The 16,001-nt window shown below is 49.9% G+C and carries 13 protein-coding genes; 4 read left to right on the top strand and 9 right to left on the bottom strand.

What is annotated here, in order from left to right:
• Positions 1-13 precede the first annotated feature (13 nt).
• The 6 genes from K300_RS15425 to K300_RS0110680 all read right to left on the bottom strand — a co-directional run bounded on the left by K300_RS15425 (position 14) and on the right by K300_RS0110680 (position 6,413).
• Entirely contained in the window at positions 14-763 is a 750-nt protein-coding gene (locus K300_RS15425) for a FadR/GntR family transcriptional regulator (protein WP_022851670.1), read from the bottom strand.
• A gap of 15 nt (positions 764-778) precedes the next feature.
• A complete protein-coding gene (locus tag K300_RS0110700) occupies positions 779-2,017 on the bottom strand; it encodes a (Fe-S)-binding protein (RefSeq protein WP_022851669.1) in 1,239 nt (412 codons plus the stop codon).
• Complete coding sequence (locus K300_RS0110695) at positions 2,018-3,391, bottom strand: FAD-binding oxidoreductase (RefSeq protein ID WP_022851668.1); 1,374 nt, start codon at positions 3,389-3,391, stop codon at positions 2,018-2,020.
• A 26-nt stretch (positions 3,392-3,417) separates the two neighbouring features.
• Entirely contained in the window at positions 3,418-4,740 is a 1,323-nt protein-coding gene (locus K300_RS0110690) for a TRAP transporter large permease (RefSeq protein ID WP_022851667.1), read from the bottom strand.
• Positions 4,741-5,241, bottom strand: coding sequence for a TRAP transporter small permease subunit (locus K300_RS0110685; protein WP_022851666.1), 501 nt, complete (start codon positions 5,239-5,241; stop codon positions 4,741-4,743). It abuts the gene before it with no gap.
• Between the two features lie 89 nt (positions 5,242-5,330).
• Positions 5,331-6,413, bottom strand: coding sequence for a TRAP transporter substrate-binding protein (locus tag K300_RS0110680; RefSeq protein WP_022851665.1), 1,083 nt, complete (start codon positions 6,411-6,413; stop codon positions 5,331-5,333).
• Positions 6,414-6,695: 282 nt separating this feature from the next.
• Here K300_RS0110680 and K300_RS16300 point away from each other — a divergent pair, with 282 nt between their 5' ends.
• The gene (locus K300_RS16300; protein ID WP_022851664.1) at positions 6,696-7,181 is read left to right on the top strand and encodes a LutC/YkgG family protein; all 486 of its coding nucleotides are present in this window, start codon (positions 6,696-6,698) and stop codon (positions 7,179-7,181) included.
• 7 nt (positions 7,182-7,188) lie between these two features.
• Positions 7,189-9,297 (top strand): L-lactate dehydrogenase (quinone) large subunit LdhH, encoded by a 2,109-nt coding sequence (ldhH, locus tag K300_RS0110670; RefSeq protein ID WP_238320651.1) that lies wholly within the window; start codon positions 7,189-7,191, stop codon positions 9,295-9,297.
• Positions 9,298-9,362: 65 nt separating this feature from the next.
• On the opposite strand, the gene K300_RS0110665 is transcribed toward ldhH, so the two are convergent.
• The 3 genes from K300_RS0110665 to K300_RS0110655 form a co-directional block, all read right to left on the bottom strand.
• Positions 9,363-9,668 carry an AzlD domain-containing protein gene (locus K300_RS0110665; RefSeq protein ID WP_022851662.1) on the bottom strand — a complete coding sequence of 102 codons (306 nt, stop codon included), beginning with the start codon at positions 9,666-9,668 and terminating at the stop codon, positions 9,363-9,365.
• Positions 9,658-10,362, bottom strand: coding sequence for an AzlC family ABC transporter permease (locus K300_RS0110660; RefSeq protein ID WP_022851661.1), 705 nt, complete (start codon positions 10,360-10,362; stop codon positions 9,658-9,660). The genes K300_RS0110665 and K300_RS0110660 overlap by 11 nt, the downstream gene beginning before the upstream one ends.
• A 61-nt stretch (positions 10,363-10,423) precedes the next feature.
• A complete protein-coding gene (locus tag K300_RS0110655) occupies positions 10,424-11,821 on the bottom strand; it encodes a sensor domain-containing diguanylate cyclase (RefSeq protein WP_202898562.1) in 1,398 nt (465 codons plus the stop codon).
• 257 nt (positions 11,822-12,078) lie between these two features.
• On the opposite strand from K300_RS0110655, the gene K300_RS0110650 reads away from it, so the two are divergent.
• A complete protein-coding gene (locus K300_RS0110650; RefSeq protein WP_022851659.1) occupies positions 12,079-12,660 on the top strand; it encodes a D-sedoheptulose-7-phosphate isomerase in 582 nt (193 codons plus the stop codon).
• 13 nt (positions 12,661-12,673) lie between these two features.
• Entirely contained in the window at positions 12,674-15,997 is a 3,324-nt protein-coding gene (gene mfd, locus K300_RS0110645) for a transcription-repair coupling factor (protein ID WP_022851658.1), read from the top strand.
• The last annotated feature ends 4 nt before the right edge of the window (positions 15,998-16,001 follow it).

The raw sequence follows: 16,001 nt of genomic DNA, 5'->3' as shown, positions 1-16,001 counted from the left end.
GAGCCGGAGATTATCAGATGATGCTGTCCTTTTTAACAAGGGGTTTTGGCATCTTTCTGGGGCCGAAGATCTTCTCCAGCTTGGTGAAAATATAGTTCATATGCTCCACCATGCAGTCGTAGGCCGCATCGGGATCCTTCCTGCTGATGGATTCAAATATACAGCTGTGCTGTCTGAAAAGTTCGTTATGGTCTTCCGGGCTGGTATAGAGCCTTGAGCGAACCTCGTAACTCACCTTCTCGATCCATTCATAGATGTTGTTCATCACATGCACAAGGAAGACGTTGTGGGTTGCATAGGATATAACGCTGTGGAAATTCGCATCGGAGATGTGCCCGACCTCGCCGTGTTCCTTTGCCATACGCATCTCTTCAAGATACTCATGCATTTGGGCTATCTCTTCTTCAGTGGCACGCTCTGCCGCTGCTCTGGCTGACCACGTCTCAAGATGCTTTCGGATCTCCATGAGATCAAAGATGGCATCATCACGCTTGATAAGTTCTGTGAATGCGGGAGCAATAAGCGGTGCGGTGACCGATTTAACGTAGGTACCATCCCCTTGGATCTGCTCAAGGAATCCCTGAGCTTCAAGCTTTTGGAGAGCCTCACGCAATGAAGGCCTGCTTACGCCCATCTGCACGGCTAGCTCCCTCTCTGAGGGAAGCTTTTCGTCAGGATTCAGCTCGCCCGTAAGGATCATCTCCTTAAGCTGGCGGTAGATCTCGTCGCTGACTCTTTTCGGCTTAATCTTTTGAAACTTCATAATTCTGCCTTGTTGTTACGATTTCTTGACTACACTCTCGTAAAACAACTGTACAGGATGGGACACATCCGCCTCAGAGCCCTCCTTAGCGAGGGCATCGGTGAGCTGCATAGCGCACCCGGGGCATGGTGTGTAAACCCGCTGGAATCCCTTTGTAGAGATCTCCTCTGCCTTTGATGTGGAAATATCGCTGGATTTTCCGTAGTGCTTAAGGCTGAATGTACCGCCAAACCCGCAACAGCTCTGGTTCTTGAGTTTTGTATAATCCGTTCCGAGATTATCCTTAACGAAGGATTCAAGAAGAGAGTCTTTGCTCCGGTCGTAATGGCAGGGGAAATGGATCGTAGTTTTCTCGCCGGTCTCAAGCTTAATATCAGCATGAAGAACCTCTTCCAGAAAGACAACAACGTCCATCATCTCCTGTTCGGGAGATCTTCCGGTCTGCTTGGGCCCCATCTCGTTCAGTCCATACTGACAAGTAGGACAGCATGTTACAATATATTTCGCATCAAGGGAATCGAAATAATCAATATTTTTATTGACCATTTTCTTAAAAAGATCGAGTTCACCCATGGTTGCCGCAGGTATTCCGCAGCAGTGGTTCACCTCGGGAACATACACAGAGACACCGAAATAGTTAAGCGTTTCAACGATAGCCTCGCCCCAGCTGGTGTATATCATGTTTGCGGCGCAACCGGGATAGAAGATAACAGTCATCTTCTCTTCACCCTTCGCTTTGTTCAGGCCGCCGTAAGTGTCCGCAAAGGTTTTGCTCTTCACTGATACAACGTTACGCCCGCCGGCTATGGGGATGATAGGCTTAAATACATCATCCTTTATCTTTTTACTGCCGAACTTGAGTCCCATATGCATAAGGGGAGCCATCTTAGCTAATAACTCCGGCTTCTCCATGGCTATGGAAAGCACAAACTTCTGCCACCCCTTCATCTTCTCTATCTTGCGCAGAACCGATTTTGCTTTGAGGAATATCTCATCGGTCTTAACGCCGCTGGGGCAGCTCTGCTTACATCTTCCGCAGAGCACGCAGTAATCTATGTGCTTGAGGATCTTACCTGCATCCTCAAGGCGTCCTTCATATACGGACTGGATCAGTGCAATCTTGCCTCTGGCAACGGACTGTTCCTTACCATCCTGATTATAGAGGGGGCAGTCCGCATGGCAGGTTCCGCACTTCATGCATTTGAGGACGAGTTCCTCGAGTTCTTTCAGCTCTTTTACAACATCATCGTACATTTACAGCCCCATTTTATGCGGGTTAAGCAGTCCCTTGGGGTCAAGCCCCTTCTTAAGCTTATCCATAAAGATAAGGGAGCCCTTACCCAGTTCGCTTTCCAGATACTTTGCCTTCGCAGAACCTATACCGTGCTCTCCGCTAATAGTTCCGTCCAGCTTGAGGGCGGTTTCAAATATTTCATCTATCGCTTTCTCGACCCTGGCCATCTCCTGCTCATCCCGCTTATCCGTAAGGATTGTGGGGTGAAGGTTTCCATCTCCGGCATGGCCGAATGTTCCGATGGTAAGGTCGTATTTCTTTCTTATGTTCTGCACAGCCTGCATCATTTCCGGGATACGGCTGCGGGGTACTGTGGCATCCTCAAGAATGAGAGTGGGGCGTAGCCTTGCAAGGGAACTGAGCGACTTTCTTCTCGCTTCCCAGAGCGCATCTCGCTCCTGCTCGTTCTCTGCCACCTTAACGCTTCCGCCGAGGGATTCGCATATATCGATAACCTTCCTGTACTCATCCTCAACGGCTTCGGGGTGTCCATCCACCTCGATGAGCAGAAGCGCATCCGCATCGACGGGGAGGCCTATATTTGTGGCCTCTTCAACGGTTTTTATGGTGAAATTGTCCATGAGCTCAAGGGTGGCGGGGAGGATCTTTGCCTGTATAATCTTGGATACAGTCTCGCTAGCCTTTATAACATCACCGAAGCTCACAAGCATGGATTTCTTCGCCTCTGGTACGGGAACGATCTTCATAATGAGCTCGACCATAACCCCCAGCATCCCCTCGGAAGAGACCATAAGGCCGGGGAGGTTATATCCGGTAACAAGCTTAACCGTACGCCCTCCACCTATGACAAGGTTACCATCCATGTCAAAAAACTTTACACCCATGAGATAGTCACTGGTAACACCGTATTTGAGAGCCCTAAGCCCTCCGGCGTTCTCAGCAACGTTGCCCCCCATGGTGGACATCTTCATACTACCCGGATCCGGAGGATATAGGAGTCCGTGATCGGATATGTGCTCGGCAAACTTCGCCGTAACAACTCCGGACTGGGTAACGGCATAGAGATCCTCTGTATTAACTTCGAGGATCTTATTTAAGCCGGTGGTGAGCATAACGCAGCCGCCGGAGACGGGAACTGTACCTCCGGAGAGATTCGTCCCCGCTCCTCTTGTAATTAACGGAATATCCGCATCACGGCACAGCTGGATGACCTTCTGCACCTGATCATAGTCCGAAGGTTTAACCACCATATCCGGTGGAACGGGCTTCTCAAATGCAGAATCGTAGCTGTAGCACATCAGATCAGCGGGTTCATCCCAAAAGTTGTCCGAACCCACTATTTCTTTGAATTTTCCATTAATTGCGGCTGACATTTATACTAACCTCACAAATCTGCTGTTTACTTAAATATAAGATCCGGCAGCCATGTAACGATCTGAGGGAAGGATACGCAGAGCGCAAGTCCCACAAGCTGCAGGAGTACAAAGGGGATAATACCCTTATAAATGTGCCCAAGTGTCATACCCTCTGGCGCAACTCCCTTAAGATAGAACAGTGCATACCCGAAGGGGGGCGTAAGGAATGACATCTGAAGGTTTATGGATACGAGCAGGGCGAACCAAAGGGGGTTGAAGCCGAGCTGATCCACTGCGATGGGCGTAAATATCGGCACACAGAGAAGCAGGATACCAAGCCAGTCCACGAACATTCCAAGAAGGAACACGATGAACATCATGATGGTAAGGATCACATACTTGTTGTCACTGATGGAGAAAAGGAGATCAGTGAAAACATCACCACCGCCAAGGCCCATGAACACAGATGTATAGAAGTTTGCACCAACGAAGATGATCATAACCATACAGGTGATCTTCAGCGTTGCAATAAGTGCATCCTTCATAAGTTTAAGGTCGAGTCTCTTGTTACCTGCTGCAAGAAGAAGCGCACCAACACAACCAAGACCTGCGGCCTCTGTGGGAGTTGCGATTCCAGCACCGATACTTCCAAGAACTGCCAGAATAAGGAATATCGGGGGCATCATGGACTTTGTAGCCATGATGAACTTTCTACCTGCGGAGTGGTGCCTGTCCGCCTTGGGAAGGGGAGGACCAGCATCGGGATTAAAGAAACAGTAGATGAATGTATAAACAAGATACAGGGTCGCAAGCATAAGCCCGGGAACGAAAGCGGCGAGGAAGAGTTTACCCACCGAGATACCCACCAGACCACCGTAAACAACCAGCATGATCGATGGGGGTATCAAAATTCCAAGCGTTCCACCCGCGGTAATAACCCCCGCTGTCAGCGAATAGCTGTATCCTTTTTTAACCATTGAAGGTGCGGCGAGAAGACCCATAGCCACAACGGAAGCTCCGATGATACCTGTGGTTGCGGCAAAAACCGTACTAACCACGATGGTGGCAAGGGCGAGACCGCCTCTAATTGGCCCCAGTACAATGTACATCGTTTCGTACAATTCCTCTGCAACTCCCGATTTATCAAGGAACTGCGCCATCAGAATGAACAGAGGGATGGCAACGAGAACATAGTTTGTCATCAGACCGTAAGTTTTATTGGCGAGGATAAAGAATGCTCCAGGGCCGTACCCCACCAGTCCGAAAATGATCCCGAGTCCTCCAAGGGTGAAGCCGAGGGGGTGGCCCAGGAACACCGCAATAAGGAGGATTAAAAACATCGCTACCGATAGTATATCAGCGCCCATTTAGCTTTCCTCACTTTTGAACTTCCTGAACGCCTTCAAGAACTCTGCAATACCTTGGATAGTAAGCAGAATGAAGCCGATCGGAATCAGGGTTTTATATGGATATATAGCAGGTGCCCACGCCGATTGGCCGTGTTCTAGTCCCTGCCATGACTGCAATGTAAATTTTCCGGTTGCATATATTGCAACGCCCATAAAGGGAAAGAAGAATATGATATATCCTACGATGTCCATGATACCCTGAACCTTTTTAGGAAGGGCGCCGTATATAACATCGATGGATATGTGCATCTTGTGCTTAAGTGTATAGCCTGCACCGAGGATAAAAAGAGCGCCGTAAAGCATGTAGCTGAGCTCAAAGCCCCAGATTGTAGGGGATGAGAATATCTTACGGGCTATTACCTCGTACATGACCACAAACAGCAGAACGAAGCCGATAACACTAACGGCTCTGCCGACGTATTCGTTTATGGCTTCGAGAAAATTAATTAGTTTGTTCATGCCTGTCTCCGAAAGTTTAAAAATGAAACGAAAGGGGGCCGTTAAAGCCCCCTTTACGGTTTAGTTATTAAACAATTACAATTCGGTGATTACTGAAAATGCTTGCCGTCGATGTACTGGTCGTAGGGCCATGCAGCAAGACCGCTGCGAAGGTCACGCCAGTTAGCGAAGTCTGCCTTGAAGTTCTCCTGAGAAGCAAGAACCTTGTCGAGGTAGGGGTGCTTCTTACGAAGGCCGTCAAGGTAAGCCTTGGAAGTCTTAGCAAGCTCGTTGAGTGAGTCTTCGCTGAGTTTTGTGAAGTTAACGCCAGCCTTCTTGTATTCTCTTATAGCCTCAGCGTTTTTAGCTTCGAAGTAACCCATGGACCAAACCTGAGTTTCTTTAGCTGCAACTTCAATAGCTTTCTGAAGGTGCTTGGGAAGCTTGTCGTAAGCCTTCTTGTTTACCATGCTCATAAGCTGAACAGAGGGCTGGTGCCAGCCGGGCTCAACAACGTTCTTAGCAACTTCGTGGAATCCCATGGGGAGTGTGATTGAGGGTGAGGAGAACTCTGCAGAGTCGATAACCCCTCTCTCAAGTGCAAGGTAAACCTCGCCGCCGGGCATGGGGGAAACAGATACGCCGAGCTGAGTAAGAATATCAGCAGCCCAACCCACTGTACGTACTTTCATACCTTCCATATCGCTGATCTCATTAACGGGCTTCTTCGTGAAGAAACCGAGTTCCTGACCAGTGTTTCCTGTGGGGAAGGGAATAAGACCGTATTCAGCATAAAGCTCGTTTGCAAGCTCCATACCGTCAGCGCCGTAGAACCACATAGTGTAGTCCATTGCGTCGAAACCGAAGGGAACGGATGCGAAGGCTACGAATGCCTGATCCTTACCTTTCCAGTATCCGGACCAGTCGTGGCCCATCTCTGCAACACCGTTACGTACTGCATCGAAAACCTCGAAAGCAGGAACGATAGCACCAGCGGGGAAGAGCTTGATAGTGAGCTGTCCGTCTGTGATCTCGTCAACTGTATCACAGAAGTGCTGAGCTACATTGTGGAAGGGAATTCCGGTTGTCCAGGTCTCGATCATTTTCCAGCGGTACTTCTTGTCTGCTGCAACAGCTGAAAGGCTGAAGGCAAACATAAGAACCATTACCAATGAAAAGATTCTGCGTTTCATAAACAATTACCTCCTGACTGAAATATGAATATGTTCAGATGGTATTACCTTTATTCCAGCTTCGTGATAATGTCAACAGTAAATATCGATCCGTTTATAAAAACGTTTGAAAGAAACGATATACACAAAAGCCCTATTTGGTCGTCTTTTCAAAGCTTTTGGGGTTTATTTTTTTAACTAATAAGCAATCGTTCGTTGAAATAAAAAACTGTTGACTGGGGTGGTGTATTGCTTTAGCTTACTGGTATTACCAATTACTATTTAAACCACAGAGGCTGTATAATGAACGATACAAGTGTTCTGGAAAGATTTATTCATTTCTCCGAGATGGTGAGCAATGAGAATGTGCTTGTTACCAGCGAGGAGCTGAAACAAAAAATTGAGGAGCTCAAGCCCTCCTATGCAAACATCCCCTTAATAGGTATCACAGAAACAAACACCGAGATAACCGAAGCGGGTATTGAGGCTGCAGTTGTTGAGGCGGACTATGCCATCGGCGAAACCGGCTCCGTTGTCGTCAACAGCTGGGATGAGAAGCTCCGCATGGCAACCTGTCTGGCAGAACATCTTTACGCTGTCGTGCCGGAATCCAGAATAGTTATGACACTGGACGAAATAGAAGAATACATGACCGAAAAGAACAAAAACCCCTATTCATACATAGCATTCATAACAGGCGCCAGCAGAACAGCGGATATCGAAAGGGTTCTCACCATAGGCGTACACGGTCCTGTAAAAATGACAGTATTCATAGTTAAGGGTGTATAAGATGAGCATGAAGAGCAAAATAAAGGAGAAGATCAGCGATAAGGACCTATACACGGCCCTTAAGAACTTCTCCTCCGCATATAAGCAGTCCAGAGACAAGGCATATACAGGATTCGACTTCAAAGAGCTACAGAGCGAGATGAACAGCGTTAAGGAGCTCAGCAAGGAGAAGGTGAACGAGCTGTTTTCACAGTTTAAGGACAATGCAGAATCCGCAGGCGCCAAGGTTTATCAGGCTAAGGATGCTGCAGATGCCTGTAAATACATCGCAGATCTTGCTAAGCAGAAGGATTCCGAATATCTCGTAAAATCAAAATCAATGACCTCCGAGGAGATCAAGCTCAATGACTACCTCGAGTCGGAGAACCTCAAACCCATAGAAACGGATCTCGGCGAATGGATACTACAGCTCGCCGGCGAACACCCTTCCCATATGGTTATGCCCGCCATCCACAAAACACGGGGACAGGTCTCGGAACTTTTCGAGAACCATACGGGAGAGACCGTCAGCCGTGAGGATATCGGCGAGATGGTCAAGGTAGCCCGTAACAACCTGCGTGAATTCTACTTCAAGGCAGGGGTAGGTATAACCGGGGCAAACGTTGCCGTAGCCGAAACAGGAACCATAGGCATCGTAACCAACGAAGGTAACGCAAGGCTATCCTCAACAATACCCCCAGTACACGTTGTGCTTGTGGGATATGAAAAGCTTGTGCCCACCTTCCGGGAAGGGCTCAAGGTTGTTCGTATGCTCCCGAAGAGCGCAACGGGTCAGATCATAACAACGTATACAACATGGATTAAGGGGCAGAACCCCTCCATCAAGAACGAAACCGGAAATAAGGAAGTACACTACGTATTTCTCGACAGCGGCCGGCTCGATTATCTTGATCACCCTCTTCTCAAAGAGGCTCTCAAGTGCATCCGCTGCGGAAGCTGCGCAAACATATGCCCCGCCTATGAGATGGTGGGCGGACACGTTTTCGGACACGTATATATAGGAGCCATCGGCCTAATAATGACCGCCATGTTCCACGGCGACGACAACGCCAAAGACATCCTCAAGCTCTGCATCGGCTGCAAGGCGTGCAGTGCAAACTGCCCCGCAGGGATCGATCTTCAGAGGATCATCGCCGAGCTCAATGTGATGATGGGCGATAAATACGGTCTCGGACTCCCCCGCAAGTTTTTCTATAAGAATATAATGGCGAACGATGCCGCATTCCGCAAAGCAATGAAGGCGGCTTCTGCGTTCTCCTCACCCCTTACATCAAAGGATGGGGAGTACATAAAAACAATACCCCTGGCGGGCCGTGAAATAAACTTCAGGATGCTTCCCTCCATCAAAGGAGATACTTTCACGGACAGCCATAGCAAGAACACCCCGCCTGCCCCCAAGGGCAGGGTGTTCTTCTATCCCGGTTGCGCTGTGGAATATTTCTATCCCCAGATGGGGCATGCCCTTGTGAAGATCCTAGAGGATGCAGGCTACGAGGTGGATACACCCGAAAAGGCCGCCTGCTGCGGTCTCCCTGCAATCCATGCCGGAGACGGTGAAAGCGGCAAGAAGACTATACAGAACAACCTTAAATATATGAAGAACCCCGACGACTACGAGGCATACCTTGTTCTCTGCCCCAGCTGCGGCATGGCTATCGTGGAGGACTTCCCCGAGTACACCGAAGGTGAGAACAGGGAACTGTCAGAAAGGATATCCCCCAAGGTTAAATCCCTCGGCATGTTCATGGCTGAGAAGGGTATAAAACTGAATCTCCCGAAAGACAAGAAGGTTACCTACCACACCCCCTGCCATCAGGGAAGGGGTCTTGGTGTTTCCGCAGAGGGTATCCTCGCAGATCTCCTCGGTGATGCTTTCGTTCCTATGCAGGATTCAGATGTTTGCTGCGGCTTCGGTGGTTCATGGTCCTTCGACTATGCGGAGATATCCTCCGGTGTTCTAGGCAAGAAGCTGGACAACATCGAAAAAACAGGTGCGGACATAGTCCTTGCGGATTGCCCCGGATGCGTTATCCAGATAAACGGAGGAGCGCAGAAGAACGGCATGAAGCAGGAGGTTATGCACCTTTCGGAGTTTTTCAAGAAATCAACAGAGTGAGCAGTAACGCGACACAACCTATACATTGCCCCGTCCCAAGCGGGGCTTTTTTTGTACTCTCCCGACTACATAAGGTACGAAAACAGATAAACGGCGGCAACACCTGAGGCGAAAACGGCAGTAAGGCTGATTCCCCGCCATGCCAGGACTGCGGATACTGCTATTCCGGCGGCGGATGCGGCGGGTGTTCCCCCGGCTGTTAGCGCACCCGGTATTATCAATGCGCCCAACGACGCATAGGGTATGAACCTGAGAAAACGGTTAAGCCATGGCGCAAGACGCAGATCCTTCAGAAATACCACCGGGAGCATACGGGGAACGTATGTGACCGCTGCCATGAGGATGATTACGAAAACCGGTTCAAGCTTCATCCTCTTCCTCCCTGTGGATAAACGCCGCAAGCATAGCACCAGCCACGGTTGCTATCATGATCTTCCAGCCTGCGGATAGAAAGGTAACACCGATTATCTCCATCCCTCCATTCACTGCCATGGCGGATACACCAGCCGTAACAGCGGGGCGTGTCCGCTTCATCTCCGGAACCAGTAAACCAATAAAGAGTGCATAAAGCCCGAATGTGAGTGCAGACTTTACGGAATCCGCCAGTAAAGAGCCCGCCAGAACCCCCGCAACGGTTCCGGAACACCATGCGGCATATGCTGTGAAGTTGAGACCGTATAGGAAGCCCTCTGGCAGAACCTTTTCCTTACGCATGGAGGCCATGGCAAATGTTTCATCGGTTATACCAAAGGCGGCCACGGCACTGCGGGGCCTAGTTATATCCTTAGAAAGCCTTCTGGAGAGGGAGGATGACATCAGGAAATGGCGAAAGTTAAGAACGAAGGTGGTGAGTACAATCTCCCATCCTCCTATGCCGACGGCAAAGAGGTTAGCCGCCACAAACTGGCTCGCCCCGGCGAAGACGATGAGCGACATAAGCACGGCAAGCCATGGCTCAAGACCTGCGGAAACCGCAGTAAGCCCGAATGAGACGGCGATGGGGAAGTATCCGGCGGCGATGGGAAAAGCGGAGCGGACGCCGGTGAGTATCGGTTTATCGTTCATGGAAAGAGAATTACACACAGACGCCTATATGTAAATATACAGTTCACAGCATAACAGTTGCTCAGCCAAGCCCTTCCTCGCTGACAACGCAGTTTCGTCCCTTCTCCTTTGCGGCATAAAGGGCATCATCAGCCCGCTTGGTGAGAGAATCGACATCGTCATAGTCCTTGAGATGTGCAACACCGAAGCTGGCCGTTGTGCGGACCTGCTCCTCGCCGTGGACAAACTTAATATCGATGATGGCGGTGCGGATCCTCTCGGCAACGTTAACAGCCGTATGAAGCTCGCATCTCGACAGTGCCATGAACTCATCCCCGCCCCAGCGGACAAGGAGATCATCATCCCTCATGCAGTCTTTGATGACATGGACGATCTTCTTAATCACCGTATCGCCGAAAAGATGACCGTATTGATCGTTTATCTTCTTGAAGTTGTCGATATCGATAAGAACAACGGAGAGAGGCGTCCCTTGCTTCTTTGCGATACGTACGGTTTTTGCGAAGCTCGAATCAAGCTCCCGCCTGTTATAGACCCCTGTCAGTTTATCTGTTACAGCGAGAAGCTCAAGCTTCCCCTGATAGTAGTTAACCATAAATATGTTGATTGTGATAACCACAGCTATCACAAGAGCGGCAAAGATCATGTTGCGTACAAATGTGCTCCAAATCTCTGCCAGAGCGGCATCCTGGCTCTGCTCCACAATGAGGTACCATTTAAACTCGGGGATATATCGGGAAGTGACTAGAACATGGTCGCCATTATTGCCGTCGAATTCCTGTACAGAGGGCTTCTCACCCGTTTCAAGAAGTTTGTCGGCAATGGTGCCTATCCCGGCCATATTGCGGATATTCTTTGAGAGGATGTAGTCCTTTTTCACATGGACCTGTATGAGCCCGTCCTCGTCCACAAGGAATATCTTCCGGTTGTACTTGTTTCTGTATTTCTCCAGTATCTGCGCCACCTCATCCATCTTGAGTCCGACACCGGTAACACCGAGGAGATTGCCGAGGTAATCGTTAAGGCGGTGGTTTATGAAGATAGTGAGGGTATTGCCAGAGGCCTGATCCGTGTCCACATCAAGATCATATTTAACATCCATATCCCTGAAAGAGTAGTACCAGTCATCGTGTTCATCATCGGGGCTTATCTGCTTGAGGATGCCGTCGTAGTAATAGTAGTTATTGGATATATCTGACACAAAGAAAGAGGAGAAGAAGCCGTAGCGTTCCTTGATCTCCCTCAGATAACGCTTAATGCTGTCCAGATCAGCCTCACCGGCTATGGCCCAGTCCTTCAAAAAGGTGTCATTGGCCATAAGGGAGGACACGAAGATGGGGCGCATGAGATCCCGCTGGATCTCAGAGTATATGTTGTCCCTTGTCAAAGGGAGGGAGCTGTTTATGATGCCGGAACGAACCGAGTCCCTCGAAACCCTGTAGTTAACGATATTGATAGCCACAAAGGCAAATATCAGTATAACACTGAGCGAAAAAATGAGCCTGAAACGAATAGAGAGGTGCTTCATACGTATTAAACCGTTCCTTTGAATATTTGTCGTATATTATCACACAAAACACACTGGCTAAAGAGTTATGTATTACATTCCTCTCTATGCGCATCATAAAATATACATAGGAGGAATTCAAAAAAAACTCTTCACATAATCTTCTCAATACATAAAATAGCGGAGGACAGGTTTATTCAACGGAGATAATGATGGAATCATACATTAGAGATATATTCGAAGACATGAAAGAGGTGCAGACCCGTTTCATGGCAGAATCCCTACCCGTTATCGTAGGCATATCCACTTCCATAGCGAACTGTTTTGTGAATGGTGGAAAGCTTTACATATTCGGCAATGGCGGTTCTGCGGCGGATTCCCAGCACATTGCGGCGGAATTCATAAACCGCTTCCGCATGGAGCGCCCGCCTCTCCCTGCGGTGGCGCTAACCACCGATACATCGGCGATTACCGCCATCGGTAACGACTACGACTTCAACGAGATATTCTCGAAACAGGTTAAAGGGCTTGCCGTTGAGGGGGATATTGCATGGGGGATTTCCACCAGTGGAAACTCCGCAAACGTCCTTGAAGGGCTTCGTTCTGCGGCGAAGCAGGGTGTTACAACAATTGGCTTCTCCGGTAAGGACGGCGGAAATATGCGGGGGCTTTGCGACCATTTCCTTAATGTTACAAGTGAGAACACTGCCCGTATACAGGAGATGCACATAGCCGCCGCCCACATCATCTGCCAGCTGGTGGATGAGATAATGTTCGGTAAATTCTCAAGGTAGTCAGCGCATAATCATGGAAGTCAGCTCACACACAGGTGGACTCTGGGGTTCCGCCTCCGCATGGTGGATAAAGCAGAGGATATACAACGGAGGAAGGGTTCTTGTAACGGCTCCGGATAAGAACCGTTACGAGACGATGCTCAATGAGCTTCTGCTCTTCTTCGGGCCAGAGTATGTGCTCCCCTTCCCCGAATACACACAGGAGCCCTTCGAGGAGGCACGGATCCTCCCCGATCTTCTGGCAGAGCGTGCCGAAGGGATGCAGAGGCTCCTGAACGGATTCAGGGGGATAATCCTGACAACCCCGCCGGCACTGATGAAAGCCTTACCCCCCAAGGATCTTTTCTCCGAATCGATCATAAAGCTCAGAGTGAACGACCTCGCCGAAAGGGAGGAGCTCACCTACGCCCTTGAGTTCGGAGGTTATGTCCATACCGAGCTGGTTTCGGGTAAGGGTGAATACACCCTGAGGGGTGATGTGCTTGAGGTTTTTCCGCCGGAGATGGAGGAACCGGTAAGGATCGAGCTTTTCGATGACGAGATAGAGCGCATCGAGAGCATCGACCCCTTCAGCAGAAAACACACCCACTCCTTTAAGGAGCTTTTTATACTCCCCGCCGGAGAGGCTCTGTTCGATGAGAACGACCTTATGAAGGTTCAGGATCCCACAGCTGCGGAAAAGGCGGAGAACTTCGGCAAATTCGCCGGATACCACTGGCTGGCCCCCTTCGTCTACTCCCGTATGGAAACCCTCTTTGACTACATTGGCCCTGACTTTACCCTGTGCCTGCTGGACGACAAGCTGGAAGAGTCCCTGGACGGCTATGACGAAATAATCAAAGATAAATTGGAGGACACACCCTACGCCCTCCCCATGGAAAACAACTTCCTCAAGCCGGGGGAGGTTCTGGCAGTCGTGGGCGGAAAACAGACCCATCTACTGGAGGAGCTCCATTCCGGCGATGCCCTCTTCTCCGGCTATAAAGCATCCAAGGCATACTTCTCCCACGAGCGAAGAAACCTTTATCAGTCTGTCACTGAGGCAGCGGCGATCCTCAAGGAGATCGACAGGGACGACTACCGCCCAATAATCGCCATAGAGAGCCGCAAGCTCCGCAATATCTTCCTAGAATTCATGCGTGACCATGAGATTTCGGTCACCGAGATAAAAACGGCGGATGAGGCGAAAGGACCCGGCGTATTCCTATATAACGAAAAGCTTTCGGGTGGATTTCTGGATCCGGAGACACTCCTGGCAGTTGTCACCGATGAGGATATCTTCGGCGTGGTTAAACGCAGACCGAAGAAGCGCAAGAAGGAGGTATACTCCACAAGTCTCGGAGATCTCGAAGCCGGCGACTATGTAGTCCACGTGGACTACGGTATAGGGATATACCGCGGGCTTGTGAACAAGGATATCGGCGGCATATCTGGGGATTTCATACAGATCGAATACGACGGCGGAGAACTGCTGTACGTTCCGCTGGAATCCATAGGCCAGATACAGAAGTATATAGGAACCGGAGACAAACCCCCAAGGATTCATAACCTTAAGAGCGCATCATGGAAAAAGCTCAAGAATCAGGCTAAGGCGAAGGCGAAGAAGATCGCCATCGACCTGCTCAAGCTTTATGCCGACAGAAAGATCCAGAAGGGCTTTGCCTTCCGGGATGACGGCGAATTAATGCAGAGTTTCGAACAGGGCTTTGAATACGATGAAACCGATGATCAGCTCTCCTCCATCCACGATGTCTATCAGGATATGGAGGACACGAAGCCGATGGAACGCCTCGTCTGCGGGGATGTGGGCTTCGGCAAGACAGAGGTCGCTATGCGGGCGGCTGCAAAGGCCATAGCCTCGGGCAAGCAGGTGGGGGTTCTTGTCCCCACTACAGTGCTCGCAAGACAGCACTACGAAAACTTCCACCAGCGGTTCAAGGACTTCCCCGTAACGGTGGACTACATAAGCCGGTACAGAAGCACACAGGATATAAAGAAAACCCTGAGGAAACTCGTCACAGGAGAGGTGGATATAATCATCGGAACCCACCGCCTCCTCTCCCAGGACGTTGAATATAAGGATCTGGGGCTTCTTATAATTGACGAGGAACAACGCTTCGGCGTTGCCCACAAGGAGAAGATCGCCGCCCTGAAAAGCAATATCGATATCATATACCTCTCCGCAACCCCCATACCCAGAACACTCCAGCTCTCCATGTCCGGCATCAGGGATATAAGCGTTATCGAAACCCCGCCGGAGGAGCGCCTACCCGTCATCACAAGGGTTATAAAAACCGATGACGAGGTGCAGAACGCTCTTAAAAAGGAACTGGAACGTGGTGGACAGGTATATTTCCTCCACAACAGGGTGGAGAATATCGAGCAGGTTGCGGACAATGTAAGGAGCCTGATGCCCCACGCACGCATAGCCGTGGCCCATGGTCAGATGACCGCCGCCGCCATGGAAAAGGTTTTGTACAGCTTTTACGCAGGCGAAGTGGATATCCTCGTCTGCACAACCATCATAGAGAACGGCATCGATATCGCCAACGCAAACACCATCGTCATCAACAACGCCTCCGCCTTCGGCCTTGCTCAGATATACCAGCTCAAGGGGCGTGTGGGGAGATCAAAAAGGCGGGGCTACTGCTACATGTTCGTACCGAACCTAAACGCAGTGAACCCCATTGCGAGGAAGAGGCTTAAGATTATTCAACAGCTCTCCGACCTCGGAAGCGGCGTTAAGATAGCCTTCTACGACCTCCAGCTGAGGGGTGCTGGGAATCTCCTCGGTGCGGAGCAGTCCGGCTTCATTGTAAAGGTCGGCTACGAGCTCTTTATACAGATGATCGAGAATGCAGTCAGCGAGCTCAAGGGTGAGCACACCGCCGTCAACCAGACAGAGATAACCTCCGGCGTACCTTACTATATCGCCGCAGACTATATAGAGGATGTTCAGCTCCGATTCGATTACTACCGCCGCTTCGACAAAATAGACACCGAGGAGAAGATGAACGAGCTCCTAACAGAGCTTGAGGAGAGCTACGGCGAACTCAAGCAGGAGATACGCAACTTGGGGCGGATCATGCTCATCAAGAACCTTGCCTCAAAGATCTCCGCCGGGAAGATAACCATCCATACAGGGCGGGTGCGCATAAACTTCGACAAGGAAACCCCTGTTAAACCGCATGTTATAATGAACACCCTCTCCAGACAGAAGCACGTTTATAAGTTCGAGAACGAGTTCAGTCTTCTACTGTACTTCGAGCCGGATAACGACTATCTCATGAAAACAGCCCTCTTTCTTGGTGAACTGCTTGAGAACTCGGATGTCTGAACAT

The organism is Limisalsivibrio acetivorans (assembly GCF_000421105.1).
GTDB classification, from domain to species: domain Bacteria; phylum Chrysiogenota; class Deferribacteres; order Deferribacterales; family Geovibrionaceae; genus Limisalsivibrio; species Limisalsivibrio acetivorans.
Note: the sequence above shows the minus strand (reverse complement) of the source record. Positions and strands in the feature narration are given on the sequence as shown.